The organism is Polaribacter sp., from assembly GCF_039939415.1.
Lineage (GTDB): Bacteria > Bacteroidota > Bacteroidia > Flavobacteriales > Flavobacteriaceae > Polaribacter.
Genome location: NZ_JBDVJE010000047.1, coordinates 43,737 through 69,985, shown reverse-complemented (window position 1 = coordinate 69,985; position 26,249 = coordinate 43,737). Strand labels below are relative to the sequence as shown.

Genomic DNA, 26,249 nt, shown 5'->3' with positions numbered 1-26,249 from the left:
ATAAAAATTATTTTAAATTTCCTATCATTTTTTTTAACCCATCTTCTAGGAATATTAAGTCTCTTTTTAAAATTGTTTTCATTTTAGAAATATCTGGACATCTTCTTAACATATCTCCTTCTTTTAAAGCTGGTAAATGAATAATTCTTGATTTACTTTTTGTTATTTTAATTATAGTTCTTGCTAATTCTAATACTGTAATTTCAATATCATTACCAATATTTACTACATCATTATCTAATAGAGAATAATTATGAATGTTTAAAATAGTATCTATATTATCATCTATATAACAAAAAGTTCTTGTTTGTAAACCATCTCCATAAATGGTTATATCTTTATCATTTATTGCTAAATCTATAAACCTTGGTATTACAAAATCTTCACTTTGATTTGGACCATAAGTATTAAAAAATCTAAAAATAGAATATTTTAATCCAAACTCTTGATGGTATGATTTTAAATAAGATTCTCCTAGATTTTTTACTATTGCATAAGGTAATTTAGAATTTAAAGGTGTGGTATGTTCATTTTGAGGTATTTCAAAAGGCTCCCCATAAACTTCTGACGAAGATGAAAAATAAACTTTAGAAACATTTGTGTTTTTTGATAAATTAAGAATATTTTCAAAACCTTTAATATCTTCTAAAACCAGTAAAGGGTTTTCTAAGGTTCTTTTTACACCTACTACTGCTGCAAAATGAAAAACATAATTAAAATTATATCTATGAAAAACTGAAGAAATATCATTATAATTATTTACATCTCCTTTAATAAAAATTATATTATCAGCTTTTATAATTTTATTTTTATTTCCTGTTAATAGATTATCAAAAACAACAATTTTATTTGTAGTATCTTTTGATAATTTTGCAACCAAAGAGCTACCTATATTACCTGCTCCTCCTGTTATTAAGATATTATTCATGTTTTTTTATCTATTTTTTAACTAAAATAAAAATCAATAATTTTATATTTTTATATTTTAAAAACCATAAAAAATTTAATTTATGTAAAATAATTAAAGTTTTAAAATAGTTTGTTTTTAGTTTTTTTATTTGATTTTGTACTAATTTATTTATTAACTTAGTATAATCTTTCTTTGAAATTACTTTTCTTTCTAAAAAATCATCTAAAAATAATTTTAATTTAAGGTTTAAATCAAAATATTTTTTTTCGTTTTTTTTTGAATTACTTTTTGAATGGATTCTATATTTGGTTAATGGTAAATTTAAAAAATAAAACTTTGTAAAAAAAGAAGTTCTTGCCCAAAATTCAACATCTTCACCTGCAGCAATCATGTCTTCATTAAAATACCCAACCATAGACAAAATTTCTTTTCTAATTAATGGATAATCTGATATTGTCCAATTTCCCATCATTCTATCTCTTACATCACCATGTTTGTCTTTTTTATTTCTTGGTTTTCCTACTATTTGATTTAAATCGTTATCATCTTCATCTATTAAACTACAATAAGCGTGTACCAAACCAAAATCTGGGTTATTATCTAAAACATTAACCATTAACTCTAACCTATTTGACACCCAAAGATCATCATCATCTAAAAAAGCAACATACTTACCTTTAGCCTTTTTTATACCTAAATTTCTAGTTTTACAAGGCGTACCACTATGTGGTATTTTAATGTAATTTATTCTTTCAAATTGCTCACACCACTTTTCATTTAAATTTCCTTTTGTACCATCATCTACAACAAGTATTTCAAAGTCTTGAAAAGTTTGATTTAAAACAGAAAAAAGTGTTTTTTTTAAATAATCAAGCCTATTATAAGTAGAAACTATAACACTAACTTTTGGAGTCATTTATTTTTAGTTTTAAATTTATTTAAAAAGAAATTTAAAACTAAAAATAAATATTTAAGTTTTAAAAACTTTATCCCTTCAATAGCTAGTACTGGTTCTATATCAAAAATATTTTTTCTATTAAAATCTATATAAAATTTCAAATAATGATTTATAAATCCTTTATATTTATGTTGTTGATTATAATAATTTAAAAATACTGCCTTTTCAAAATAAACAGATTTTTTTTTATGAATTGATATTTTTTCCGATGTAGAATCCTCATGTCTTCTGAAGTAATTTAACTTTTTGTTTAAAAAAACAAACGAACTATTATTTAAGAGATAAGTCCATAAAAAAATATCTGAACACTGTTTAAACTTAAAAAGTTCTTTTGGAATTTCTTTTTTAGGTTTTCTAAAAACAACCGCACTACCATTTGTTATATATGTATTGAAGGGCATTTTATTTACATACACCTCACCACTAAAAACTTTATTATTAGAATTCACTTCTAAATCTTTTGTTCTCTTTTCTGAAGTGTAAAGATAATTTTTATTTGCATCTACATAAATACTTGTACAAAATGCAAGAGCTACATTTTTATTTTCATCTAGTGTTTTAATCATTTCTTCTAAAAAAGTAACATCTGAATAATCATCCGTTTCTGCAATCCAAATGTATTCTGACTTTACCAAATTGATACCAGTATACCAAGATTGATAACCACTTCCAGAATTTTTTTTATTAATTATAAATCTAGAAACCTTACTCTTATTATTTTTAACAAATTCTTGTAAAGTTTCTTTACTTCCATCATTAGAATCATCATCAATAATAATTAATTCCCAATCTTTAAATGTTTGGTTAATTATAGAATCTAACCTATCTTTTAAGAAAGAATTGTGATTATAACTAGGCACTATAATACTTACTTTTGCCATAACGTTAATTATTTTTTAAAAGTTTTACAACACCCATTTTCAAATAATTAAAATTTATTTGAGATAATAAATTTAATTTTAATGATTTAATTAATAAATTAATTGAAAAGAATCTATTTTCTATACATAATTGAACAAATTTTTGATTTGCGTGCTTGTCTAAATTCTTGATTTTAGTTATATTTTTTTTAATTTTTTTTGCATATAATTTATGAAATAAAATATAATTTTCAAGAAATTTTTTATCTGTTGTGCCTATAGAGTAATGTTCTATTAAAATTTTATCTGTTACAAAAACCCTATAGCCTTTGTTTAAGATATCTAAACTTACTCCAAGATCATAACAATGAAAACCTTTTATTTTATCATTAAATTTTATCGTTAAATCTTTCTTTAGTCCTAAAAACACCCCATCAACAACTTTAACGTCATTACTATTGGAAAAACCATACTTAACAAATTCTTTTTCTTTATTTTTAAAATGTTGAATAACATTCATTTTAAGGTTATCTTTAGGAAGATGCCAAAAAGCACTTGGAAATCTACTTTTATAATTTGCTCCAGCAACACCTATTAAGCCAACCTCTTTATTTTTTAATTCATCAACAAGTACTTGCCCCCAATTATTATTTTTAAAAAATATATCTTCATGAATAAATAATAAATTATTGTAAATAGCTTTTTCATAACCATAATTATAAGCTTTTGTTATTGCCCAGTTATTCTTTAAATTATCTATTCTAATAATTTCATATTCGATAGAACCTATTGTATTCTGAATATTCTTTTTTAATCCTTCAAAATATTGAATATTTATAGAACAAACTACAATTGAAATCATCTTTTAAACATTTAAATAATAATTCAACAATTTACTTAAAAACTTTTCTTGATTATAGTCGTCATAACAAACCTTAAAACCTTCTTCTGAAATTTCTTGATAATTATTTTTAGAAGAAGCTAACTCTATAATATCATCAACTATTTTTTGATTTAACTCTTCGTAAGAACCATAAACTGTAGGTAAATTCCTATAATTTTCTGTAAAAAACAAATCATTATAAACAGAAAAACCGATACTTTTAGAAAAATATGGTTCTATAAAATATCCATCCAAACCTTCTCCAAAAGTGATTTGAAATTTTGATTCTGCAATTAACTGTTTATACTCTTCAAATGTTAACTTATCTATAGTAATAAAACTAAAATGTGGTAATTTTTCTTTTAAGTTATTTATTACTGTGTCTTTTAAAGGATGATTATCAGGCGAAAAAAGTATTTGATTTTTTTTGTTTTCGAAATTTATTTTAACATAACTTTCATGATTTAAATCTACTGACAAATGAAAATATGGAATCTTAAATTTTTGCTGAAACTCATTAGTAGAATAACTCTTATGAGCCGTAGTCATTGTAAAAATATTGCCAAATCTATTTATATAACTGTGTAAAACTTCGGGTTTAGGCATTTCATCATTTTTTTGATTTAAAATATTTATTATAATATTTTTAGTTTCAAAAAAATCATTAATCATAAATTTTTCAAAATAATACTCTGGTACATGAATAATAATTTTACTTGGTTTTCTATACTTTATATATAATTTTATCAACCTAAAATTGAATATAAAACTATTGCTATTAAACTTGGTAAACTTTAAAAAATTCTTTGTTTTATTTAAAGTAGACATTAGAACTAAATGTTTTTTACTGTCTAAAACTTTTTTTGAATGATTATAAATACCATCTATAGACATAACACCTCCATTAACCATATCTCCAAAAGGAATTGCAAAAACAATAATCTTTTTTTTTGAAGATATTAAATAAGGTAAAAAAGAAAGAGTTTGTCTAAATTTTCTTACTTCTTTATTTTTATATAGAAATTTTCTAAATTTATTTATCAATTGTAGCTTTTTTTGATAACTAGTTTTTATATAATAATTTATCTAATGGTGCATACCAGTTTTCAATTTTATCTGGTACTCTAGCATCGTAGCCTAATAGAGCGCTCATTTTGTTATTAAATTCTTTAGATTTATCATAACCAATCGCTCTAGGGTAATCTAATAATTGTTTATAATATGGTAAAGAAAAAGTTATAGGCAAAGCTCTTCTAATTTTATTCGTTTCATTTACACCAGAGGCATGGTATAAGTTTGAATTCCATATTAATATATCTCCTGCTTTTCCTATTGTTTTTACAGCATTATTATTAAAGTACAAATCAGAAGGCTTTTTATTTTCCTTATGCGATTTTGGCAATAATAAAGTTGCTCCATTTTCTTCTGTAAAATCATCTAACATAATTAACATGTTTAATAAAAGAGGTGAAGGGTAAGAAAAACCTCTTATATCTCTATGTACGTTTCTATGAAATACTTTATTTTCTCCTGGAATATTACTTAGAGCTGAAAAAGAATTTAAAATACAATGTGTGTTAAAATAATTTTCTTCTATCCAATCTACAACTCCATTATTAATTAGCATTTGTAAACACTCCAAAAGAACATCACTCCCCACTAAAGCATTAATTGCTATTCCATTAGATTTAATTGGATTCTTATTTTCTCTTCTTATTAATTCGTGCTTTTTAAAAATTTTAGGTAAATTTTTGTTTATTTTTTCTACAAAACTTAAATCTATTTTCTGATCAAGTTTACAATATCCTTTTATTTCTAAATCAGTTTTTAAGTTTTTCATTTTAAAAATTTTTCTCCTAATTTTCTTTCTCTTATAATTCTAGCTGGATTTCCGTACACCAAAACATTATTAGATATATCTTTTGTTACCAACGATGCAGATCCTATTACTGAGTTTTCGCCTATGGTTACCCTATCAAAAACAGTGGCGTTTAAAGAAATTGCAGAATACTTTCCAATGGTAACTCTACCTCCTAAAACTACTCCAGCAGATACACTAGAAAAATCACCTATAATACAATGGTGCTCTATATTACATCTAGTAAAATAATTTGTAAAATCACCTAATTTGGCCTCTACATTTACAATAACTCCAGCCATGGCAATTATACCTATCCCTAATTTTACGTTTTTACCTATAATTACAGAAGGATGAATAGCATTTGGCCAACTTAAGTTTGGAGACAAATTAGATATCTGCTCAAAAATGCATTTCCTACTCCAATTATCTCCAATAGTAATAACACATCCTTTAAAATTATAAATATCTATTAACTGATTAATATCCTCCTGTCTTCCAATTATTTTATACCCACAAATATCTGATCCTATTTCTAATCTACTATCAATAATTCCTACAATGTTAAAAAGCCCCTGTTTTTCAATTATATCTATAGTATATACTACTTGGTTTCCACCTCCTATTAAAACAATATTCATATATTTTATAACTTATTGGTCCTATTATTTATGTTGAGAATTATTAAATTTAATTCATCTATCGATAAACCTACATATAGTGGCAAGCAAACAATTCTAGAAGATATATCTTCAGAAATAGGCATAATATTGCCTTCATCTATATATTCTACTTTGTTTAAAGACGGGTAAAAATACCTACGTGGATATATATTAATCTGATTCAGTTTTTCTAAAAGAATTAACAACTCTTTTTCAGAATCAAAAATTAGTGGATAATAATGATAATTCCACTCTGTTTCTGGTCTTAGTTTTTGAGTTCTAAAACCATTAAAATTTAAAAATTTATTATAATAGCCTACAATCTCTTTTCTTTTTTCTTTAATTTCCTCAAAGTATTTTAACATTGATAAACCTAATCCAGCTTGCAATTCAGACATTTTAGCATTTATTCCTACCGAATCAAAATTATAAGGTCCATTATGACCAAAATTATGATGCAAAAATAATTGTTTTGCTATTGTTTCATCCTTAGAAATCATACAACCTCCTTCTCCTGTATGAAAAATTTTTGTTGCATGAAAACTACAAGTACTTACATCTCCCCAATTAAAAATACTTTTTCCTTTATAATTAACATCAAAACAATGAGCTGCATCATAAATAACTTTTAAATTATATTTTTTTGAAATGCGCTCAATTTCTAGAACGTTACAAGGATTACCAAAAACATGTGTTGCTAAAATAGCTGTTGTTTTTGATGTTATTGCAGCTTCTATTTTTGTTTCATCTATTGTAAGATATTCAGGATGAATATCTACAAAAACAGGTGTTAATTTCTGCCATTTTATGGATGATGTTGTTGCTATATAACTAAAAGGTGTTGTAATAATTTCACTAGCTTCTTTAGTTAAAACTTTTAACGCTATCTGTATTGGTAATGTTCCGTTTGTTGTTAAGGTTAAGTGGTTTACTTTAAATTTATTTTTTAATTTTTCTTCTAATTGAGTTACAAAACTTCCTCTATTTGTTAAATGATTTGAATCCCAAATTTTTTTTAAGTACCCAGAATACTCCTCTAAAGGAGGCAAAAATGATTTAGTTACATTAATTATTTTATTCTTTCCCATACTAATTTAGGCTTTACAATTCCTTCTTTATTTCCTTTAATCCCAAAACCATAGTCTTTAGGAGTAACTTCAAAACGTAATACATCTTTGGCTTGTGAAGATACTGTACCTATATTTTCTACTAAAAACAAATCAGAAATAGTAAAAACACCTTCATTCATTATATTTGCTGGTAAAGTAACTTTTTCTCTATAGAGTCCATTTTCTACTTTTCTATTTTCATAACATGACGTTCCTACAAAAACTAAATTTTCGAGTTCATCTCTTAAATGAAAAGTAATTCCTAAATTAAACACTCCTTGTTTTTTTATAAAAAATTCAAATTCTAATTCAATTGAATCACCTTCTAAAAATAAATTTTCTGGATGCTTATTTAAACTACAAACTTTTGCATATGTAAACTGAGAGTCTTCAGAACCGTTATATTCGCCTAATTTGTAACTAACTTCTTTAATTTCTTTATTAAATTTTGTTAAATAAAAAGAAACCATTTTATCTACATCACCTACACCTTTAACCTCTCCATTTACTAAAACAATTGCCCTATTACATAAACTCTTAACTGCTGCCATATTATGGCTTACAAACAAGACTGTTCTCCCTCCTTCATTAGAAATATCTTGCATTTTACCAATGGCTTTCTTCTGAAACTCTGCATCACCCACAGCTAAAACCTCATCTACAATTAAAATATCTGGCTCTAAATGCGCTGCAACAGCAAAAGCCAAACGCACTTTCATTCCGCTAGAATATCTTTTAACAGGTGTATCTACATAACGTTCGCAACCAGAAAAGGAAACTATTTCATCTAACTTAGATGCAATTTCTTTTTTAGTCATTCCAAGAATAGCTCCGTTTAAAAAGATATTCTCTTTACCTGTCATTTCTGGATGAAAGCCTGTACCTACTTCTAATAAAGAAGCGATTCTTCCTTTAGATTTTATTGAACCAGTTGTTGGCCCTGTTACTTTAGACAAAATTTTTAAAAGTGTCGATTTACCTGCTCCATTTTTTCCAATAATACCTAAAACTTCACCTTTTTTTACTTCAAAATTAATATCTTTTAATGCCCAAACGTATTCAGATTCACCTTTTGATGCTCTATCATTAGACTCTCCTATTTTTAAATACGGATCCTCTTTACCTCTAATTCTTGCTAAAAACCGATTTAAATCATGACTAATAGTACCTGTACTTACTGTTCCTAAACGATATTGCTTAGATAAATTTTCAACTTTTAAAATTACCTCTTTACTCATATCTAAATAGTATCTATAAAAGTTTTTTCTGTCTTATTAAAAATCAATAATCCTAAAAAGAAAACTATAATTGTAAATATAGATGTATAAATAATTCCGAAAATAGAATAATTACCATCATTTAAAAGTATAAATCTACCAAATTCGATTAAATGTGCTATAGGATTAAAATCTACAATCCAAGAATAATCTGCTCCTGTATCAACATTAATCAATTTTTCTCTCATTAAATCTAAAGGATACATTACTGCTGATAAATACATTAATAATTGTACTCCAAATGAAACTAAAAATGTTAAATCTCTATATTTTGTAACCATAGAAGATATAATCATTCCAAGACCTAAACCTATCATTCCCATTGATAAAATTAACAATGGAAAGAATAGTATATATATATTTGGTGTTATTTCATATCCTGTAAAAAAATAATATAAATAGAAGCAAATAAAAATAAATATCTGAATTCCAAATTTCAACAAATTAGAAACCACAATAGACATTGGCATAATTACTCTTGGAAAATATACTTTTCCAAAAATTGCTTCGTTTTTTTTAAAAGTATCTGAAGTAGCTGTTAAACACTCTTTAAAATAATTCCAAGTAGTAACTCCTGCTAAATTGAACAAAAAAGGAGGAATTTCACCCGTAGAAATTCCTGCAATATTATTAAATACTAATGTAAATATTACTGAAGTAAATAATGGTTGAATTAAGTACCACAAAGGTCCTAAGATTGTTTGCTTATAAAGAGTAACAACATCACGTTTTACAAAAAGTAATAATAAATCTCTATATTGCCAAACTTCTTTTAAATTTAAATCAAATAAATTATTTTTTGGCGTTATTTCAAAAAGCCACTTTTCTTTGTTCATTTATTAATATTACTGATGTAAACAAATATAAATTATTTTAAACGAATTCATAATTATTTTTCGTTGAATCATCCTATTTTCACGTTTAATAAACATTTATATTATAAACTAGTAAAGAAGATAATGACAACTGTATTTTACAAGGGTTAAATCTTATTAAGTATGAAAATAAAAAAAACAGAAATCGTAGCATACCAACCAGAACTATCACATCATTTTTACAACTTGAATGTAGCATGGTTAGAAAAATATTTTTATGTAGAACCTTATGACGAAAAGGTTTTAAGTAATCCACAGAAATATGTAATTGATCCTGGTGGATTTATCTTTTTTGCAAAATATAACAATGAAATTGCTGGTGTTGTTTCAATTATTAAGCAAAAAACTTTTTTTGAATTAAGTAAAATGGCTGTTTCACCGAAATATCAAGGCTTAAAAATTGGTGAAAAACTAATGCTTTTCTGTATCGATTTTGCAAGAAATCAACAATGGAAAAGCATCATATTATATTCTCACAGAAGTTTAGCGCCTGCAATTAATTTGTATAAAAAAATGGGATTTATAGAAATTCCAGTAGAAGAAAATTTACATTATAAGCGTTCAGATATTAAAATGATTTTAGAGTTAAACTAAAAAGATAAAACAAATTCAGAGTTAAAGAAAACTCTGAATAGCTAATTCATATCCTTTTAATCCGAAACCAAATAAAACACCTTTTGCTGCTGGAGCAATGTAGCTATGATGTCTAAATTCTTCACGTGCATGAACATTAGATATATGCAATTCTACAACTGGTGTTGTTATTCCTTTTACAGCATCTCCAATACCAACAGAAGTATGCGTATAAGCTGCAGCATTTAATATAACACCATCATAATCAAAACCAACTTCATGCAATTTATCTATAATTTCTCCTTCAATATTTGATTGAAAGTAAAACAATTCTACATCTTTAAATTTTAATTGAAGCTCACTAAAAAATTCTTTAAAAGTTTTAGAACCATAAATTTCTGGTTCTCTTTTTCCTAATAAATTTAAATTTGGTCCGTTTATAATGATTAGTTTCATAAAATTCTTTAAGGTTGTAAATATATACTTTATTTTTAGCAAATGAAATGGCAAAATGCAATTAAAGACTTTCAACTTTTCTTAAAAATTGAAAGAGGCTTATCTAAAAACACAATTGATAGTTACACTAGAGATTTGGAGAAACTATTAAACTTTCTTAAAAAAAATAAAATGAATCTCTCGCCAATTTCTATTGATGAATTGACTGTTCAACAATTTATTTACGAAATTGCCAAAGAAGTAAACTCTAGAAGTCAAGCAAGAATTATTTCTGGTTTACGAAGCTTTTTTGACTATTTAATTTTTGAAGACTATAGAAAAACCAATCCAACAGATTTAATTGAAGCTCCAAAAATTGGGAGAAAACTACCTGACACTCTTTCTGAAGATGAAATTAACGAATTAATTACAGCAATCGATTTAAGTCATCCTCAAGGAGAACGAAACCGAACAATTTTAGAAACCATGTATAGTTGTGGTTTGCGTGTTAGTGAACTCATCACCTTAAAAATTTCAGATTTATTTTTTGAAGAAGGTTTTATAAGAGTAATTGGTAAAGGAAATAAACAACGTTTTGTTCCCATTCATTATAATGCTCAAAAATACATTTCATTTTATATAAATGATATTAGAAATCATATAAGTCCTAAAAAAGGTTTTGAAGATACTGTATTTTTAAACAGACGTGGAAAAGGTTTAACTAGACAAATGATTTTTATTATTTTAAAAGATTTAGCTATAAAAATAGATTTATCAAAAAAAATAAGTCCACATACATTACGTCACTCTTTTGCTACCCATTTATTAAAAAACGGAGCAGATTTAAGAGCTATACAACAAATGCTAGGTCATGAAAGTATTACAACTACAGAAGTTTATGTGCATTTAGACAAGAGTTATTTAAAAGAAGTTGTAGAAACATTTCATCCTAGAAAATAAACATGCTAAAACGATTTTAAAGAAAATAGTATACAAAAAGGCTTAGCCCTGATTGAACGGTTTGTTTGAGCTCTTTTTTGTATTGAACTTGATTCAACATTTTTTACAATTATGAAATTAGCTGTTAAAAAGGTAGTTGTTAAAATAAATTCAATATAAAAAAAAGCGAGTAGTGAAAGCAGGAAATAGCTTCAAAAAAAAATTCCTACTTAAAAAAAGTAGGAATTCTATTTTATTATCAAATTGAGTTTTTCTTGTTTAAAAAAAACTTTATTTAGCTACATTAACTGCTCTTGTTTCTCTAATAACAGTTACTTTAACCTGACCTGGATACGTCATATCATTCTGTATTTTTTGAGAAATTCCAAAAGATAATTCTGCAGCTTTGGTGTCATTTACTTTTGTACTTTCAACCATTACACGTAATTCACGTCCTGCTTGAATAGCATACGCTTTTTGAACTCCCGTAAACCCGAAAGCAATATTTTCTAAATCTTTTAAACGTTGAATGTATGAATCTAAAACTTGACGTCTTGCTCCTGGTCTTGCTCCTGAAATAGCATCACAAACTTGTACTATTGGAGATATTAAACTTTTCATTTCAATCTCATCATGGTGAGCTCCAATTGCATTACAAACATCTGGTTTTTCACCATATTTTTGCGCCCATTCCATACCTAATAATGCGTGAGGAAGTTCGCTTTCTGTATCTGGAACTTTACCGATATCATGTAACAAACCTGCACGTTTTGCTACTTTAGAATTTAAACCCATTTCTGCAGCCATTATTCCACAAAGATTTGCAACTTCTCTAGAGTGTTGCAATAAATTCTGACCGTAAGAAGAACGATATTTCATCCTACCAACAGTTTTAATCAATTCTGGATGCAAACCATGAATTCCTAAATCTATTACTGTTCTTTTACCAACTTCTATAATTTCTTGCGTAATTTGTTTTTCGGTCTTTTTAACAACTTCTTCAATTCTTGCAGGATGAATTCTACCATCTGTAACTAATTTATGCATAGATAAACGTGCAATTTCTCTACGTACAGGATCGAAACAAGAAAGTATAATTGCTTCTGGAGTATCATCTACAATAATTTCTACTCCTGTTGCAGATTCTAGGGCTCTAATATTACGTCCTTCTCTACCAATAATTCGTCCTTTTACATCATCTGATTCTAAGTTAAATACAGAGACACAATTTTCTACTGCTTGTTCTACACCAACTCTTTGTATAGTACCTAATACAACTTTTCTTGCTTCTTGTTCTGCTGTTAATTTAGCTTCTTCAATAGATGTTTGTACAAAAGCCATTGCTTCTGTTTTAGCCTCATCTTTTAATGATGTAACTAATTCTACTTTTGCTTCATCTGCAGATAAACCAGAGATTTGCTCAAGCATATCTACATGGCGTTTATGCATTTTATCAAGTTCTACTTCTTTAGTATCTAAAAAATCTAATTTCTTAATAAAATCGTTTTCTTTACTTTCTAAAGATTTATTTAGTCTTTTGTTTTTATCTACTTCAGATGCAACCTGAGATTCTCTATCCCTAATGCGCTTTTCAACATCAGAAATCTTTTTCTCTCTACCAAGAATTACTTTTTCATGATCAGATTTAAGTTCGATAAACTTTTCTTTAGCTTGTAATATTTTATCTTTCTTAATAGATTCTGCATCTATTTTGGCTTCTTTTAAAATTGTTGCTGCTTCTTTTCTTGTAGCATTTAGTAATTTTTTTCCTCTAGATTTCTCCATAGCTTTTGCTATTAAAAAACCAATTACTATTCCTATAATTGCTGCCAAAATTGGCAGTATCATTCCATCCATAATTTTAATTTATATATAAAAAAAGCCTACATTAGTTTGGTTTTTTTAAACTCCATTATGGTATTTATAGGACTAACTAATTGGTCAAGAATCCACTTGTTTACAGAATTAATTCTGAAAACTATGGCCTGCTTTTACAATTAAGACTCATCCTTCATAATTGAAACGTGTTGAGTTTAATAAACAATTTACTAACGTAGGCAGTGTGTTGTTAATGTGTATTTTAATGAACTTATTCTAAATGAGAATTAACTAAACTAGTTAACTCTTTTATTTTATCTACTACTTCTCTACTTGTAGAATCTTTTTCAATTGATGCTATTTCTACTTTTGAAGCAAATTGTAAAGCACACATAGCTAAAACATCTTGTTTGTCGCTAACCGCATAATTTTCTTCATACATAGAAATTAATTTATTAATAGCATTTGCGGCTTTTCTCATCCCTTCTTCTTCTTTAGTGTTATTAACACTTAAAGGATAGGTTCTACCTGCTATTACAACATTAATTTTAAGTTTTCCCACAATTTAAAGAACTTTATTCATGTAACTGAATGATACATTTATCGATTTCTCGAATTAAAGCGTTTATTTTGAGTTTTGTATCTCTTGTATTTGTACTACTGCCTTCAATAGTTTTTGCAATTTTTAGCAAATCATATTGTTTTTTCTGTTCTGCTATCAATTTTTCTCTTTCAATTATTTGATGTTGTAATTTGGTGTTACTTTGAAGCAATATCTCATTTTCATTCTTTAAAAATTCATAATTAGAAAGTAAACTTTCTAGCTTACCTTGTAGTAAATGAATTGCTTCTATTGTATTACTCATCTAAATTTTAAGAATAAAACTATAAATACAAAGTTAGCAATCTGTTTGAAACTTTACAACATTTTGTTGCTTTTTTAATAATACACTGAAAGATAGCAGTTTATAAAAAAAATGATTTTTACTATTTTTGTAACAAAACAATTGCATTTTGAAACAAACATTTTTGTTAATCTTATTTTTTTCGACTTTTTATGTCATCAGTCAAGAAAAATACCCAAAAGACTATTTTAGAAATCCATTAAACATTCCTACTGTTTTGGCTGGTACCTTTGGAGAATTAAGAAGTAATCACTTTCATTCTGGAGTAGATATAAAAACTCAAGGTAAAGAAGGTTTAAAAATTTATGCTGCCGCAGATGGATATATCTCTAGAATAAAAGTTGCACAATATGGATTTGGTAAAGCGCTTTACATAACACATCCTAACGGTTTTACTACTGTTTATGCTCATTTAAGCAAATATGCTGAAAAAATAGAAAAGTATGTAAAGTCTGTACAATACAAAAAAGAAAGATATGCAACAGGTAATTTATTTTTTAAAAAAGATAAATTTCCGGTTAAAAAAGGTGAAATTATTGCTTTTTCTGGTGATACAGGAAGTTCTGGTGGACCACATTTACATTATGAAATTAGAAATACCAAAACAGAACATATTATTAATCCTTTAATTTTTGGACTTAAACCAAAAGATTCTAAACCTCCTACTTTTCAATCTTTAAAAGTATACCCATTAAACAGTAATTCTAGAATTAATAACCAAAATAAAAGTTTCCTTTTAACGCTAAAAAATACAGAAAAAGGAAAATATGTAGCTAACAAAGTCTCTGCTTCTGGACTTATAGGTTTAGGTGTTAGTGTTTTTGATAGGTTAAATGAAGCACTTAATAAAAACGGAATTTTTAGCTTAGAAATGTTTGTAAACGGAAAACGTTTTTATCATCATGATGTAGAAACATTTTCTTTTTCAGAATCTAAATTTATAAATCTACATATAGACTATCAGCATTATAAAAAATATAAAAGAAGATATCAAAAGACCTATAAAGAAACAAAAAACAAACTTTCTACTTATAAAAATTTAATTAATAACGGAAAATTAAATATTAAAGATGGGTTAAATTATAACATAGAAATCATTGCAAAAGATTTTAAAGGCAATAAAAGCTCTATAAAAATACCAATTATTGGCAAAAAAAGTAATTCTATTTTTGCAAAACCAAAAGACACTACAATTTATAAGATAATTGCAACAAAGTTTCAAAAATTTAAAAAAGAAAACGTTACTGTCGCTTTTCCTAAAAACACTTTTTATGATGATTTATTTTTAGATTTTAAGGTTCAAAATGGCATTGTAAAAATACATACTCCTACAATTCCTTTAGATAAAAATTACACTTTAACTTTTGATGTTTCTAAATATTCAGAAACTGAAAAACAACAACTGTATATTGCTAATGTAGAATACCCAAAATATCCAAGATATCAATATACCAGGAAAAAAGATAGCACATTTTATACTACTACTAAAAATTTGGGTAAATATTCTTTAGTAACAGATAATCAAAAACCTAAAGTAAGTGTATTATATTTTAAAGACAATCAATGGATCTCTAAAAGAAAAACAATAAAAGTAAAAATATCTGACATGGGTTCTGGAATTAAAAATTACAGAGCTACTATTGATGGAGAATGGGTTTTAATGGAGTTTAACCATAAAAAAAGAATATTAACTTATAATTTTAGTGATAAAAAATTGGTTGGTAGCAAACATATCTTTAAAATTGTAGTCTCGGACAATGTTGGAAATACGAATTCTGTTTCTACAACGTTCTTTAAGAAACAAGTAAATTAACATTCGTGAAAAAAATATTATTTTTTTTATTCATTTTACCCTTTTTTGCTTTTGCTCAAAAAATGACAATTCTAAAAGGTACTGTTAAAAACAAAGACAAACAACCTATAGAAAAAGTATCTATTAAATATAATAATACAGGTACAATAACTGATAAAAACGGAAATTACACCATTAGAATCCCATATAAAGAAGAAATTACACTCGTTTTTAGTCATATATCGTACAAAACTTCTACAAAAAAATATATAGCTAAAAGTAGAAACGCTGTTAGATTATCGGTAATTCTAATTTCTAACACAGAAGAATTAACAGAAATAGTAATTAAAGACAACAAAAGAAGTGCAAAAGGATTAAAAAAAATTGATGTTGGTGTTGTAAAAAATGTTATTGGTGCAAATGCAGGTGTAGAAAATATTTTAATGACTTTACCTGGAGTTAGCAATAACAATGAACTAAGTACACAATACAATGTAAGAGGAGGTAATTTTGATGAAAATTTAGTTTATGTAAACGGAATTGAAGTATATAGACCTTTTCTAATTCGCTCTGGACAACAAGAAGGATTAAGTTTTATAAATCCTCACATGGTACAAAATATAGACTTTTCTGCTGGTGGATTTCAAGCAAAATATGGAGACAAATTGTCTTCTGTTTTAGACATTACTTACAGAAAACCAACAGAAGTTGGAATTAGTTTAGATTTAAGTCTTTTGGGAGGAAGTGTAACTTTTGAAGCTCCTTTAGTTGAAGATAAATTAACATCAATAAGTAGTTTTAGATATAGAGATAATAGTCTTTTTGTAAACAGCAAACAGATTGAAACCAACTTTAGGCCTAAATTTATAGATTTTCAAACTCTACTTTCATATGATGCTTCAGATTATTTAAGATTTAATTTTTTAGGTAATTTTTCTTTAAACAATTACAATTACAAACCTATTTCTAGAAGTACACGTTTTGGAACTGTTGCAGATCCTTTAGAGTTAAATGTATATTATAGTGGAGAAGAACAAGATAATTACTTAACCTATTTTGGAGCTTTTTCTACAGAATATGAAGTAAATGACTTTTTAACACTTACAAGTACAATTTCTAGTTACAATACACAAGAAGAAGAACATTTTGACATTGCTGCTTCATACAGTTTGGGTGAAGTTGATACTAACATTGGTTCTGAAAATTTTGGCGAAGTTGATTTTTCTGAAGGAATTGGTTCTCAATTAAATCATGCAAGAAACGATTTAGATGCTCTAATTAGCAATGCCCAAATTAAAGGAAAATACAAAATAGACAGAATGCAATTAGATTTTGGTATTAAATATCAAAAAGAAGACATAAAAGATCGTATTAGAGAGTGGGAAATTATAGATTCTTTAGGCTTTTCTATAAGACCTCCAAATCAAAATATTAATAACAATCAGCCATACCAACCATTTGAAGGCCCTCTAACACCTTATCAAGATATTAGAGTAGATAATGAAGTACAAATAAATCGTATTTCTGGATTTGCTCAATTTAGCGAACGCTTGTTTATGGGTAATAATGAAGTTTGGTACAACATTGGTGTTAGAGCTCATAATTGGACCGTAAAAGCAAACGGAATTTCATCTAAAAGTCAAACCACTATTAGTCCAAGAGGACAATTTTCTATAAAACCTAGCTGGAGAAAAGATATGCTTTTTAGAGTTTCTGGTGGTTGGTATTCTCAACCTCCTTCCTATAGAGAACTAAGAGATTTTAATGGTAATATTAATGTAGATTTAAAAGCTCAAAAATCTATTCATATAGTTACAGGTATGGATTATAGCTTTAAAATGTGGAACAGACCTTTTAAACTTACAACAGAGCTATACTATAAAGACTTAAAAGATGTAAACGCATATACTATTGATAATGTTAGAATTAGATATAGAGCAGATAATAATGCAACAGCATATGCACAAGGTCTAGATATTAGACTTAATGGTGAATTTGTACCTGGAAGTGATAGTTGGGTTAGCTTAGGATATTTAAAAACAGAAGAAAATATTAACAACAAAGGAAACATTGCTAGACCTTCTGATCAAAGAATAAAATTTGGAATATTATTTCAAGATTATGTACCTAATTTACCTAATCTTAAAGCATATTTAAATTTAGTTTATAATACGGGGGTTCCTGGTGGATCTCCTTCTTATTCTGATGTATATCAATTTCAAAATAGGTTAAGAGATTATAAAAGAGCAGATTTGGGTATTTCTTATGTAATTACAGGTGCTAAAAGACAATATAAAACTGGTTGGTTATCTAAATTTAGAGAATTAAGTGCTGGTTTAGAATTGTTTAACATGTTTGATATTCAAAACTCAATTACCAATACTTGGGTTAGAGATGTATATTCTAAAACTCAATTCGGAATTCCCAATTACATGACAGGAAGGGTTTTAAACTTTAAACTTTCCATAAAAATTTAAGAATAAAAAACGAGTTGATTTACATCAACTCGTTTTTTTAATAATTATATACTTAACTATAACTAAACTCAAATTATTTTTCTAATATCTGAGCAGAATGATCTTTTGTTTTTACTTTTAAAATAATATCTTCAATAACTCCATTTTCATCAATAACAAAAGTTGTTCTATGAATTCCGTCATAAACACGTCCCATAAATTTCTTTGGTCCCCAAACATTAAAAGCCTCTATAACAGCCTTATCTTCATCTACCAATAACGGAAACTGTAAACCATTTTTATCTATCCAATTTTGTTGTCTTTTAGCAGAATCTGCACTTACACCTAAAATAGCATATCCTTTTGCTAAAAAAGATTGATAATTATCCCTTAAATTACAAGCTTCTGCTGTACAACCTGGTGTACTTGCTTTTGGATAGAAAAAAATTACTAACTTTTTACCTTCAAAATCTGTAAGTTTTACTGTATTTCCTTTTTCGTCTTTAGCCTCAAACTGAGGAGCATTATCTCCAATCTTTAATGATGTCATATCTTTTTTCTACAAATATACAAAGTATCATTGTTTTTAAACTTATAATAAAAAAGTTTCAGTTAGATCTTTGTAACTTGCAACCTTTGAAACATTGTAACTCAATTAAATGAACAAACAAGAAAAAGTACAATTTGTTATTGATACATTGCAAGAAAAGTATCCAGAAATTCCTATACCTTTAGATCATAAAGACCCATATACTCTTTTAGTTGCTGTTTTATTATCTGCACAATGTACAGATGTTCGTGTAAATAAAATTACACCATTATTGTTTGCTAAAGCTGATAATCCTTTTGACATGGTTAAAATGACTGTTGAAGAAATAAAAGAAATTATTCGTCCTTGTGGATTATCACCTATGAAAAGCAAAGGTATTTATGGTTTGTCAAAAATATTGATTGAAAAATACAATGGCGAAGTTCCGCAAAGTTTTGAAGGCTTAGAAGAATTACCTGCTGTAGGTCATAAAACTGCAAGTGTTGTTATGAGTCAAGCTTTTGGCATTCCTGCTTTTCCTGTAGACACTCATATTCATAGGTTAATGTGGCGTTGGAATTTAACTAATGGAAAAAATGTAAAACAAACAGAAAAAGATGCAAAACGTTTATTTCCTAAAGAATTATGGAACGATTTACACTTACAAATAATTTGGTATGGTAGAGAGTATTCTCCTGCTCGTGGTTGGGATTTAGATAAAGATATTATTACAAGTACTATTGGTAGAAAGTCTGTTTTAGAGGATTATTATAAAAATAATCAATAAAAAAGTTGGCAAACAGTTTTGTTATAGATTGAAATGTATACTAAATTTTATTCATAAAAAAAGCCTCAACGTTAGTTGAAGCTTTTTCCACTCTTAATTCAAATTCAATTCAATGTAATCTTTTGATTTTGTTTTTACAAAAGTTAGCGATTTGGAAAAATTAATCAAAAATTGAACTGTTTCTTTTTTGGGTTGCATCTGAATATTAGATGACTTTCTTGAGTAAATTTGCATCATATACTATCTTTTATTCTTTGTGTTTCAATTAGATAACGATGCAAATTTTCTTTTATTGTTAGTTTACTAAAATTATATTATGTTTTTCTATTAATTTACGCATATTTATTAATGCATAACGCATTCTGCCTAAAGCAGTGTTTATGCTAACACCTGTGTTTTCACTAATTTCTTTAAAACTCATATCTTTATACATACGCATTAACAAGACTTCTTTTTGCTCTTCTGGTAATTCTTTTACGAGTTCTCTTACATCAGAAAAAATTTGTTCTTGTATAATTTGTTTCTCCGCATTTAGATTTCCATCACCTAAAACAGAAAAAATATCAAATTCGTCTGTATTTTTAAAAGTAGGCATTCTATTAAACTTTCTAAAATGATCTATAACTAAATTATGAGATATCCTCATAACCCAAGGTAAAAACTTACCCTCTTCATTATAATTTCCTTTTTTAAGAGTTCTAATCACTTTTATAAAAGTGTCTTGAAAAATGTCTTCTGTTATATCTCTATCTTGTACTTTACTATAAATAAAGCTAAATAATCTTTGTTGGTGTCTTTTTATAAGAATCTCTAAAGAAGCTTCTTTTCCTTGAATATAATCACTTACTAAAGTACTATCTGTAATTGAATTTTTTCGCAACATAACTACTTTTGAAAGAACAAAATGTTCTTCTAATTTAAGATTAAATTAATAATTTAAAAGTAGTTTTAAAGTATATGCGCCTAATTTTCTGATTCTTATGAATTTCAAATATCATTAATATTTTTGAAATCGACAAATTATTTAACAAATTTCATTCATATTAGTTTTATAATAGATGAAAAAAAAGGTATTTTTATCGCTTATATTTTTTATAAATGAATATTGACATTTCTAAAGTAAACCCTAAAGAAAACATTATAATTAAAGGTGCAAAACTGCACAATTTAAAAAATATTGATGTTGTAATACCTAGAAATAAACTAGTAGTAATTACTGGTCTTTCTGGTTCTGGAAAATCTTCTTTAGCTTTTGACACTTTGTACGCAGAAGGACAAAGGCGCTATGTAGAGAGCTTAAGCTCTTATGCGCGTCAGTTTTTAGGAAAACTGCACAAACCAAAAGTAGATTATATTAAAGGTATTGCGCCTGCAATTGCCATTGAGCAAAAAGTAAACTCTACAAATCCGCGTTCTACAGTAGGTACATCTACAGAAATTTATGATTATATAAAACTTTTATATGCTAGAATTGGTAAAACCTTCTCTCCTATTTCTGGCAAAGAAGTAAAAAAAGATACAGTTTCTGATGTTGTTAATTTTGTGAAAAAATTTGATAACAAAACAAAATTATTGCTTTTAGCACCTATTTCTATTGATGAAAATCGTGATTTAAAAACTGTTTTACAGGTTTTAGAACAGCAAGGTTATGCTCGTATAAAATATAAAGAAACAGTTTATAGAATTTCTGATTTTCCACAAGAGCAATTTAATAATGATGATTTATTTTTAGTTGTTGATAGAATTATTACTAAAAGTGATGAAGATTTTTACAACAGATTAGCAGATGCCATACAAACTGCTTTTTTTGAAGGAAAAGGAGTTTGTTTTATAGAAAATTTAGCGGATAATAAAGTAATAGAGTTTAGTAATAAATTCGATTTAGACGGTATGTCTTTTTTAGAACCCAATACTCATTTATTTAGTTTTAACAACCCTTATGGAGCTTGTCCAACTTGCGAAGGATATGGAAATGTAATCGGAATTGATGAAGATTTGGTAATACCAAACACAGGCTTATCTATTATGGAAGATTGCATTTTTCCATTTAAAACGCCTTCTTATCTTCATTATAAAGAAAACTTAATTGAGGTTGCTTATCAATTTGATATTCCTATTCATAAACCTTGGTTTGAGCTTACAAAACAACAACAAGAACTAGTTTGGAATGGAAATAAATCTTTTAACGGAATTCATCATTTCTTTTCTGTTTTAGAAGAGAAAAGTTATAAAATTCAGAATAGAGTTATGTTATCTCGTTACAGAGGAAAAACAAAATGTACTTCTTGTAATGGTAAACGTTTAAGACATGAAACTAATTTTGTTAAAATAAATGAGAAAACAATTTCTGATTTAGTAACACTTCCTTTGGATGAGTTATCTGTCTTTTTTAAAAATATAAAATTAGATAAATACGAAACAAAAATCGGAAAACGTTTGTTGACAGAAATCAATAATCGTTTGCAATTTTTAACAAACGTTGGCTTATCTTACTTAACAATTAACAGAACATCAAACACGCTTTCTGGTGGTGAGAGTCAGCGTATAAATTTAGCAACTTCTTTAGGAAGTTCTTTGGTTGGTTCAATGTACATTTTAGATGAACCCAGTATTGGCTTGCATCCAAAAGATACAGAACGATTAATTGGTGTTTTAAAAGATTTGCGCGATTTAGGAAACACAGTTGTTGTGGTAGAACATGATGAGGACATCATGAAAGAAGCAGATTATATTATAGATATTGGTCCAGAAGCAGGTACATTTGGAGGAAATGTTGTTGCAGAAGGAACTTTTAAAGATATTTTAAAATCAGAATCGTTAACAGCAAAATATTTAAACGAAGAATTAAAAATAACAGTTCCAACAAAACGTAGAACATCTAAAAACAGCATCCAAATAATTGGTGCTAGAGAAAATAATTTAAAAAATATTGATGTTACCTTTCCTTTAAATTGTTTATCAGTAATTACTGGTGTTTCTGGTTCTGGAAAAAGTACATTGGTTAAAAATATTCTCTATCCAACAATGCAAAAAAAATTGATTGGTTATGGAGATAAAGTTGGTCAACATACAGAAATAAAAGGAAGTTTTGATACTTTAAAACATATAGAATTTATCGATCAAAACCCTATAGGACGCTCATCTCGTTCAAACCCTGTAACGTATATTAAAGCCTATGATGATATTAGAGCCTTATTTTCTAATCAGAAATTATCTAGCATCAGAAACTACAAACCAAAACACTTTTCTTTTAACGTAGAAGGTGGTCGTTGTGAAGTTTGTAAAGGTGAAGGAGAAGTTACTATAGAAATGCAATTTATGGCAGACGTTCATTTAGAATGCGATGTTTGTAATGGAAAACGCTTTAAAAAAGAAATTTTAGAAGTTAAATTTGACGGAAAATCTATTGATGACATTTTAAACCTTACAATTGATGATGCAGTACAGTTTTTCTCTGAAAATTTAGTTCCTAAAATAGCTAATAAACTAAAACCTTTGCAAGATGTTGGTTTAGGTTATGTAAAATTAGGTCAATCATCTTCTACACTTTCTGGTGGAGAAGCGCAAAGAATAAAATTAGCTTCTTTTTTAGTAAAAGGAAATACAAAAGACAAAGCATTATTTATTTTTGATGAACCAACAACAGGCTTGCATTTTCATGACATAAAAAAACTACTAGCTTCATTTAATGCGCTAATAGAAAAAGGTCATTCAATTATTGTAATTGAACATAATATAGAACTCATTAAATGTGCAGATTATATTATAGATTTAGGTTTAGAAGGTGGTAAAAAAGGTGGAAATCTTATTTTTGAAGGAACTCCAGAAGAATTGGCAAGAAATAAAGAATCTTATACTGCTAAGTATGTAAAAGAAAAACTAAAATATTAATTTTTTAACGCTATGAAAAATAATACATTAATCTTAACTCTCATACTATTTACAACAAGTTCTTTTACTCAAAGATTAGATTCCTTAAAATACATCTCTACTTTTGAAAAGTATGTTTTCAATAAAAAAGATAGCTTAAATTATAAAGACTCATATTTTGAGTCTCTTTTCTCTATAGATTCTACTGCAAAATTAAAATCAGTTTTATTACAAAAAGATTTTACAGATAAGTTTATATCTAATTTGGATAGAGATAAAATTAATAAATCCAAAAACAAAAAAAAGATAAAATATTTATTCAATAAAATTCATGATAACTTTCTTATTAAATACGAAAACATTGTAAACTTTAATAAAATATTTGATGATGGACGTTACAATTGTGTTTCGGCTTCAGCTTTGTTCGCTTACGTTTTTGATAGTTTTAATATACCATATCAAATTAAAGAAACTCCTACCCATATATATTTAATTGCATTTCCTAACGAATCAAACATCTATGTAGAAACCACAATACCTGGTAATAAAGGTTTTTATAGTCCTTCAGAAAACGATATTAAAAAATCTGTAGATGAATTAATTAATAATAAAATAATTACCCAAATTGAAGTAAACAAAACTGGGTATAAAGAAGCTTATTTAAATTTTTTTTATGAAAAAGACTTTTTAAAACCTTCAGAATTAATAGGAGTACAATATTATAATGAAGGAATAAATTATTTTCAAAATGAAAATTATGAAAAAGCTTTTTACAATTTTAGTAAAGCTGAAAAATTTTATAATACAAAAAAAGTTAAATATCTTAAATTATCATGCCTATCATTAATGTTAACTAAATCGAATTTTAATGAAACTAAAGATTTGATTACTATAACTACATTATTAAACAATCTAAAATATAATAAAGACTTTGTAAAAAAAGATTTAGGGTATTATTCTTCTAATCTAATTTTAGCAAACGAAAATAATGAAGAATTTTTAATATTAGCTACAAAATATTTTGAAAAAATAGAAAACATTGAAGTTGCAAAAGTTTTAAACAAAGATTTATTTAAATATATAGCTGAAACTAGGTATAATCTAGATAAAAACCTTGATGATATCTTAAAATACGCTCTAAAAGTTTATCATTTAGAAAAAAATAATGAACATATACAAAACCTTATTAGTAAGTCTATTTTAAAAAAATATTTTTACACAACACCTAATAAAAAAACTGTTCAAAAAATAGAAGAATATGAAATCAAATACCCTTTTTTAAACAAATCTATTTTTTATACAAAATATATGATACGAGTATATTCTTATATGACAAGCCAATATTACTATAAAAAAGAGCCTCAAGTTGGTTCACTATATTTTGATAAATTAACAGAACTTATTAATAATAACAAAAAAGAAATTGAACTTGATCAAGAGCTAATTGGTAATACTTATTGGTCAATTGGAGCTTATTATTATGGGAAATCAAAATTAGAAAAAGCAAAGAAAATTCTTGAAGAAGGAAAAAAATATGCTCCAGAACATCACAAACTAAACAAAATACTTTCCTACGTAAATGATGATTTAAAATGATACAAAACCTAACAGACAAACAAAAAATAAATTGGATAAGAATAATTGCAATTATTCCTGTTTTAATCTTAATGATTTACGCTCCAAAACTTTGGGTTTCTACAAAAGTTTTTCCGACAATACCTTTGTTTGATTGGTTACCTGTTTTAAAATATCCTTTAGATTATATTTTAGGAGGATTCTTTTTTATAATTCAAATTGTGTACATTTTTCAATTTAAAAAATGGCAAGGTTGGACCATCATTTTACTTTATCTCTTTTTATCTCTTATTGATCAAAACAGACTTCAACCCTATTTCTATCAAAGTTTTTTAACCCTTTTTGCTATTGAAATTTTTGGTAGAAAAGCAGAAAGTAAAAAAATTTTATACGCCATTATTCTAATCTTTTTTGCTACTTATTTTTTTAGTGGTATTCAAAAAGCAAATGAAGCTTTTTACATACAATGGCTAAGTGCTTTAAATAAACATTTTAGTTGTGTAGATACAGTGAATAATGCATTGATATGCTTTCCTCAATGGTTTTTAGAAATATTTACTTATACTGTTCCTTGGTTAGAAGCTTTAATGGGCGTTTTATTGTTATTTAATAGAACACGAAAAATAGGCGTTTTATTTATTCTTTCTATGCACGGAATTATTACGTTCTTATTATTCTATTTAGGTTATGGTTATAATGTGGTTCCTTGGAATATTCAGAATATGCTTTCTGTGGTTATTATTTTTTGGACTCTTAAAACCTATAATCCTTTAGAGTTCTTTTTAAAATTTTTCAACAAACAAAAAGTTGCCATCTTAATTTTTACTGTTATTTTACCTATTTCTAATTGGACAACAGGTTTCTATGACAGCTTATTGTCATTCCATTTTTTTACAGCAGATTTAAATTACTACAATATTTTTATTAATGAAGAATTAGAAGATAATTTGCCTGAACATATTCGAAATTTTTATCGCTATAAAAATGGAAAAGCTTATTTAAATATAAATGAATGGGCTCAATCAGATAATAAAGTATTGTTTTATCCTGAAGAAAGAATTATTAAATATATGAATGTTTATTTACGTTCTTTTGCTAAAAACTCTGATGAAAAAGGGTTGACTGAATTGATTGTTTATAATCAAGATAAATAAGAAAACTCCTTAAGCTTTCACTTA

24 protein-coding genes are annotated in these 26,249 nt (G+C 26.5%); 8 read left to right on the top strand and 16 right to left on the bottom strand.

All coding sequences use genetic code 11. From position 1 onward, the window contains the following. Positions 1-7: 7 nt before the first annotated feature. The 10 genes from ABJG40_RS07120 to ABJG40_RS07075 are packed head-to-tail and all read right to left on the bottom strand — an operon-like array spanning position 8 to position 9,353. Complete coding sequence (locus ABJG40_RS07120) at positions 8-928, bottom strand: NAD-dependent epimerase/dehydratase family protein (RefSeq protein ID WP_348023886.1); 921 nt, start codon at positions 926-928, stop codon at positions 8-10. Positions 929-938: 10 nt separating this feature from the next. Next, entirely contained in the window at positions 939-1,826 is an 888-nt protein-coding gene (locus ABJG40_RS07115) for a glycosyltransferase family A protein (RefSeq protein ID WP_348023885.1), read from the bottom strand. Then, positions 1,823-2,749, bottom strand: coding sequence for a glycosyltransferase (locus ABJG40_RS07110; RefSeq protein WP_348023884.1), 927 nt, complete (start codon positions 2,747-2,749; stop codon positions 1,823-1,825). Before ABJG40_RS07110 ends, ABJG40_RS07115 begins: the two co-directional genes overlap by 4 nt. 4 nt (positions 2,750-2,753) lie before the next feature. Continuing rightward, on the bottom strand, positions 2,754-3,590 hold the full coding sequence (locus ABJG40_RS07105) for a glycosyltransferase (protein WP_348023883.1): 837 nt from the start codon (positions 3,588-3,590) through the stop codon (positions 2,754-2,756). 3 nt (positions 3,591-3,593) lie between these two features. After that, positions 3,594-4,655, bottom strand: coding sequence for a hypothetical protein (locus ABJG40_RS07100; RefSeq protein WP_348023882.1), 1,062 nt, complete (start codon positions 4,653-4,655; stop codon positions 3,594-3,596). A 19-nt stretch (positions 4,656-4,674) separates the two neighbouring features. Then, positions 4,675-5,451 carry a phytanoyl-CoA dioxygenase family protein gene (locus tag ABJG40_RS07095; protein WP_348023881.1) on the bottom strand — a complete coding sequence of 259 codons (777 nt, stop codon included), beginning with the start codon at positions 5,449-5,451 and terminating at the stop codon, positions 4,675-4,677. Next, positions 5,448-6,110 (bottom strand): NeuD/PglB/VioB family sugar acetyltransferase, encoded by a 663-nt coding sequence (locus ABJG40_RS07090; RefSeq protein ID WP_348023880.1) that lies wholly within the window; start codon positions 6,108-6,110, stop codon positions 5,448-5,450. The genes ABJG40_RS07095 and ABJG40_RS07090 overlap by 4 nt, the downstream gene beginning before the upstream one ends. Before the next feature lie 5 nt (positions 6,111-6,115). Continuing rightward, positions 6,116-7,219: a DegT/DnrJ/EryC1/StrS family aminotransferase gene (locus tag ABJG40_RS07085; protein ID WP_348023879.1), complete on the bottom strand. Its 1,104-nt coding sequence runs from the start codon at positions 7,217-7,219 to the stop codon at positions 6,116-6,118. Further along, on the bottom strand, positions 7,201-8,478 hold the full coding sequence (locus ABJG40_RS07080; RefSeq protein WP_348023878.1) for an ABC transporter ATP-binding protein: 1,278 nt from the start codon (positions 8,476-8,478) through the stop codon (positions 7,201-7,203). The genes ABJG40_RS07085 and ABJG40_RS07080 overlap by 19 nt, the downstream gene beginning before the upstream one ends. A gap of 2 nt (positions 8,479-8,480) precedes the next feature. Then, complete coding sequence (locus ABJG40_RS07075) at positions 8,481-9,353, bottom strand: ABC transporter permease (protein ID WP_348023877.1); 873 nt, start codon at positions 9,351-9,353, stop codon at positions 8,481-8,483. A 162-nt stretch (positions 9,354-9,515) separates the two neighbouring features. Here ABJG40_RS07075 and ABJG40_RS07070 point away from each other — a divergent pair, with 162 nt between their 5' ends. Further along, positions 9,516-9,986, top strand: coding sequence for a GNAT family N-acetyltransferase (locus tag ABJG40_RS07070; RefSeq protein WP_348023876.1), 471 nt, complete (start codon positions 9,516-9,518; stop codon positions 9,984-9,986). Positions 9,987-10,007: 21 nt separating this feature from the next. Here the strand turns inward: ABJG40_RS07070 and aroQ are convergent, their stop codons facing one another. Then, the gene (aroQ, locus tag ABJG40_RS07065) at positions 10,008-10,421 is read right to left on the bottom strand and encodes a type II 3-dehydroquinate dehydratase (RefSeq protein ID WP_348023875.1); all 414 of its coding nucleotides are present in this window, start codon (positions 10,419-10,421) and stop codon (positions 10,008-10,010) included. 42 nt (positions 10,422-10,463) lie between these two features. Between aroQ and xerD the strand changes: the two genes are divergently transcribed. Beyond that, positions 10,464-11,360, top strand: coding sequence for a site-specific tyrosine recombinase XerD (gene xerD / locus ABJG40_RS07060; RefSeq protein WP_348023874.1), 897 nt, complete (start codon positions 10,464-10,466; stop codon positions 11,358-11,360). 270 nt (positions 11,361-11,630) lie between these two features. Here the strand turns inward: xerD and rny are convergent, their stop codons facing one another. The 3 genes from rny to ABJG40_RS07045 form a co-directional block, all read right to left on the bottom strand. Beyond that, positions 11,631-13,196 carry a ribonuclease Y gene (gene rny, locus ABJG40_RS07055; protein WP_348023873.1) on the bottom strand — a complete coding sequence of 522 codons (1,566 nt, stop codon included), beginning with the start codon at positions 13,194-13,196 and terminating at the stop codon, positions 11,631-11,633. 232 nt (positions 13,197-13,428) lie between these two features. Continuing rightward, complete coding sequence (locus tag ABJG40_RS07050) at positions 13,429-13,719, bottom strand: cell division protein ZapA (RefSeq protein ID WP_348023872.1); 291 nt, start codon at positions 13,717-13,719, stop codon at positions 13,429-13,431. Positions 13,720-13,732: 13 nt separating this feature from the next. Next, on the bottom strand, positions 13,733-14,023 hold the full coding sequence (locus ABJG40_RS07045) for a hypothetical protein (protein ID WP_348023871.1): 291 nt from the start codon (positions 14,021-14,023) through the stop codon (positions 13,733-13,735). Between the two features lie 148 nt (positions 14,024-14,171). Between ABJG40_RS07045 and ABJG40_RS07040 the strand changes: the two genes are divergently transcribed. Both ABJG40_RS07040 and ABJG40_RS07035 read left to right on the top strand, forming a co-directional pair. Next, a complete protein-coding gene (locus ABJG40_RS07040) occupies positions 14,172-15,875 on the top strand; it encodes a M23 family metallopeptidase (RefSeq protein WP_348023870.1) in 1,704 nt (567 codons plus the stop codon). Between the two features lie 62 nt (positions 15,876-15,937). Next, complete coding sequence (locus ABJG40_RS07035; RefSeq protein ID WP_348023869.1) at positions 15,938-18,331, top strand: TonB-dependent receptor; 2,394 nt, start codon at positions 15,938-15,940, stop codon at positions 18,329-18,331. A 73-nt stretch (positions 18,332-18,404) separates the two neighbouring features. Here ABJG40_RS07035 and bcp read toward each other — a convergent pair whose 3' ends face one another. Next, on the bottom strand, positions 18,405-18,860 hold the full coding sequence (gene bcp, locus ABJG40_RS07030; protein ID WP_348023868.1) for a thioredoxin-dependent thiol peroxidase: 456 nt from the start codon (positions 18,858-18,860) through the stop codon (positions 18,405-18,407). A gap of 109 nt (positions 18,861-18,969) precedes the next feature. On the opposite strand from bcp, the gene nth reads away from it, so the two are divergent. Further along, positions 18,970-19,626, top strand: coding sequence for an endonuclease III (gene nth / locus ABJG40_RS07025; protein WP_348023867.1), 657 nt, complete (start codon positions 18,970-18,972; stop codon positions 19,624-19,626). Positions 19,627-19,921: 295 nt separating this feature from the next. Here nth and ABJG40_RS07020 read toward each other — a convergent pair whose 3' ends face one another. Further along, positions 19,922-20,509, bottom strand: coding sequence for a sigma-70 family RNA polymerase sigma factor (locus ABJG40_RS07020; protein ID WP_348023866.1), 588 nt, complete (start codon positions 20,507-20,509; stop codon positions 19,922-19,924). Positions 20,510-20,724: 215 nt separating this feature from the next. On the opposite strand from ABJG40_RS07020, the gene uvrA reads away from it, so the two are divergent. Genes uvrA through ABJG40_RS07005 form a run of 3 tightly spaced genes read left to right on the top strand, consistent with a single transcriptional unit; the run spans position 20,725 to position 26,225 of the window. Beyond that, complete coding sequence (gene uvrA, locus ABJG40_RS07015) at positions 20,725-23,517, top strand: excinuclease ABC subunit UvrA (RefSeq protein WP_348023865.1); 2,793 nt, start codon at positions 20,725-20,727, stop codon at positions 23,515-23,517. A gap of 12 nt (positions 23,518-23,529) precedes the next feature. Next, on the top strand, positions 23,530-25,092 hold the full coding sequence (locus tag ABJG40_RS07010) for a hypothetical protein (RefSeq protein ID WP_348023864.1): 1,563 nt from the start codon (positions 23,530-23,532) through the stop codon (positions 25,090-25,092). Next, the gene (locus tag ABJG40_RS07005; protein WP_348023863.1) at positions 25,089-26,225 is read left to right on the top strand and encodes a hypothetical protein; all 1,137 of its coding nucleotides are present in this window, start codon (positions 25,089-25,091) and stop codon (positions 26,223-26,225) included. Before ABJG40_RS07010 ends, ABJG40_RS07005 begins: the two co-directional genes overlap by 4 nt. Positions 26,226-26,249: the final 24 nt, after the last annotated feature.

What these genes read in the sequence shown, in the direction of transcription:
- ABJG40_RS07120 (WP_348023886.1), bottom strand. Translation starts at nt 928, where the DNA reads ATGAATAATATCTTAATAACAGGAGGAGCAGGTAATATAGGTAGCTCT.
- nth (WP_348023867.1), top strand. Translation starts at nt 18,970, where the DNA reads ATGAACAAACAAGAAAAAGTACAATTTGTTATTGATACATTGCAAGAA.
- ABJG40_RS07005 (WP_348023863.1), top strand. Translation starts at nt 25,089, where the DNA reads ATGATACAAAACCTAACAGACAAACAAAAAATAAATTGGATAAGAATA.
- ABJG40_RS07105 (WP_348023883.1), bottom strand. Translation starts at nt 3,590, where the DNA reads ATGATTTCAATTGTAGTTTGTTCTATAAATATTCAATATTTTGAAGGA.
- ABJG40_RS07075 (WP_348023877.1), bottom strand. Translation starts at nt 9,353, where the DNA reads ATGAACAAAGAAAAGTGGCTTTTTGAAATAACGCCAAAAAATAATTTA.
- ABJG40_RS07070 (WP_348023876.1), top strand. Translation starts at nt 9,516, where the DNA reads ATGAAAATAAAAAAAACAGAAATCGTAGCATACCAACCAGAACTATCA.
- aroQ (WP_348023875.1), bottom strand. Translation starts at nt 10,421, where the DNA reads ATGAAACTAATCATTATAAACGGACCAAATTTAAATTTATTAGGAAAA.
- ABJG40_RS07090 (WP_348023880.1), bottom strand. Translation starts at nt 6,110, where the DNA reads ATGAATATTGTTTTAATAGGAGGTGGAAACCAAGTAGTATATACTATA.
- ABJG40_RS07020 (WP_348023866.1), bottom strand. Translation starts at nt 20,509, where the DNA reads ATGTTGCGAAAAAATTCAATTACAGATAGTACTTTAGTAAGTGATTAT.
- ABJG40_RS07085 (WP_348023879.1), bottom strand. Translation starts at nt 7,219, where the DNA reads ATGGGAAAGAATAAAATAATTAATGTAACTAAATCATTTTTGCCTCCT.
- ABJG40_RS07035 (WP_348023869.1), top strand. Translation starts at nt 15,938, where the DNA reads ATGACAATTCTAAAAGGTACTGTTAAAAACAAAGACAAACAACCTATA.
- xerD (WP_348023874.1), top strand. Translation starts at nt 10,464, where the DNA reads ATGAAATGGCAAAATGCAATTAAAGACTTTCAACTTTTCTTAAAAATT.
- uvrA (WP_348023865.1), top strand. Translation starts at nt 20,725, where the DNA reads ATGAATATTGACATTTCTAAAGTAAACCCTAAAGAAAACATTATAATT.
- ABJG40_RS07095 (WP_348023881.1), bottom strand. Translation starts at nt 5,451, where the DNA reads ATGAAAAACTTAAAAACTGATTTAGAAATAAAAGGATATTGTAAACTT.
- ABJG40_RS07045 (WP_348023871.1), bottom strand. Translation starts at nt 14,023, where the DNA reads ATGAGTAATACAATAGAAGCAATTCATTTACTACAAGGTAAGCTAGAA.
- bcp (WP_348023868.1), bottom strand. Translation starts at nt 18,860, where the DNA reads ATGACATCATTAAAGATTGGAGATAATGCTCCTCAGTTTGAGGCTAAA.
- ABJG40_RS07080 (WP_348023878.1), bottom strand. Translation starts at nt 8,478, where the DNA reads ATGAGTAAAGAGGTAATTTTAAAAGTTGAAAATTTATCTAAGCAATAT.
- rny (WP_348023873.1), bottom strand. Translation starts at nt 13,196, where the DNA reads ATGGATGGAATGATACTGCCAATTTTGGCAGCAATTATAGGAATAGTA.
- ABJG40_RS07115 (WP_348023885.1), bottom strand. Translation starts at nt 1,826, where the DNA reads ATGACTCCAAAAGTTAGTGTTATAGTTTCTACTTATAATAGGCTTGAT.
- ABJG40_RS07110 (WP_348023884.1), bottom strand. Translation starts at nt 2,749, where the DNA reads ATGGCAAAAGTAAGTATTATAGTGCCTAGTTATAATCACAATTCTTTC.
- ABJG40_RS07010 (WP_348023864.1), top strand. Translation starts at nt 23,530, where the DNA reads ATGAAAAATAATACATTAATCTTAACTCTCATACTATTTACAACAAGT.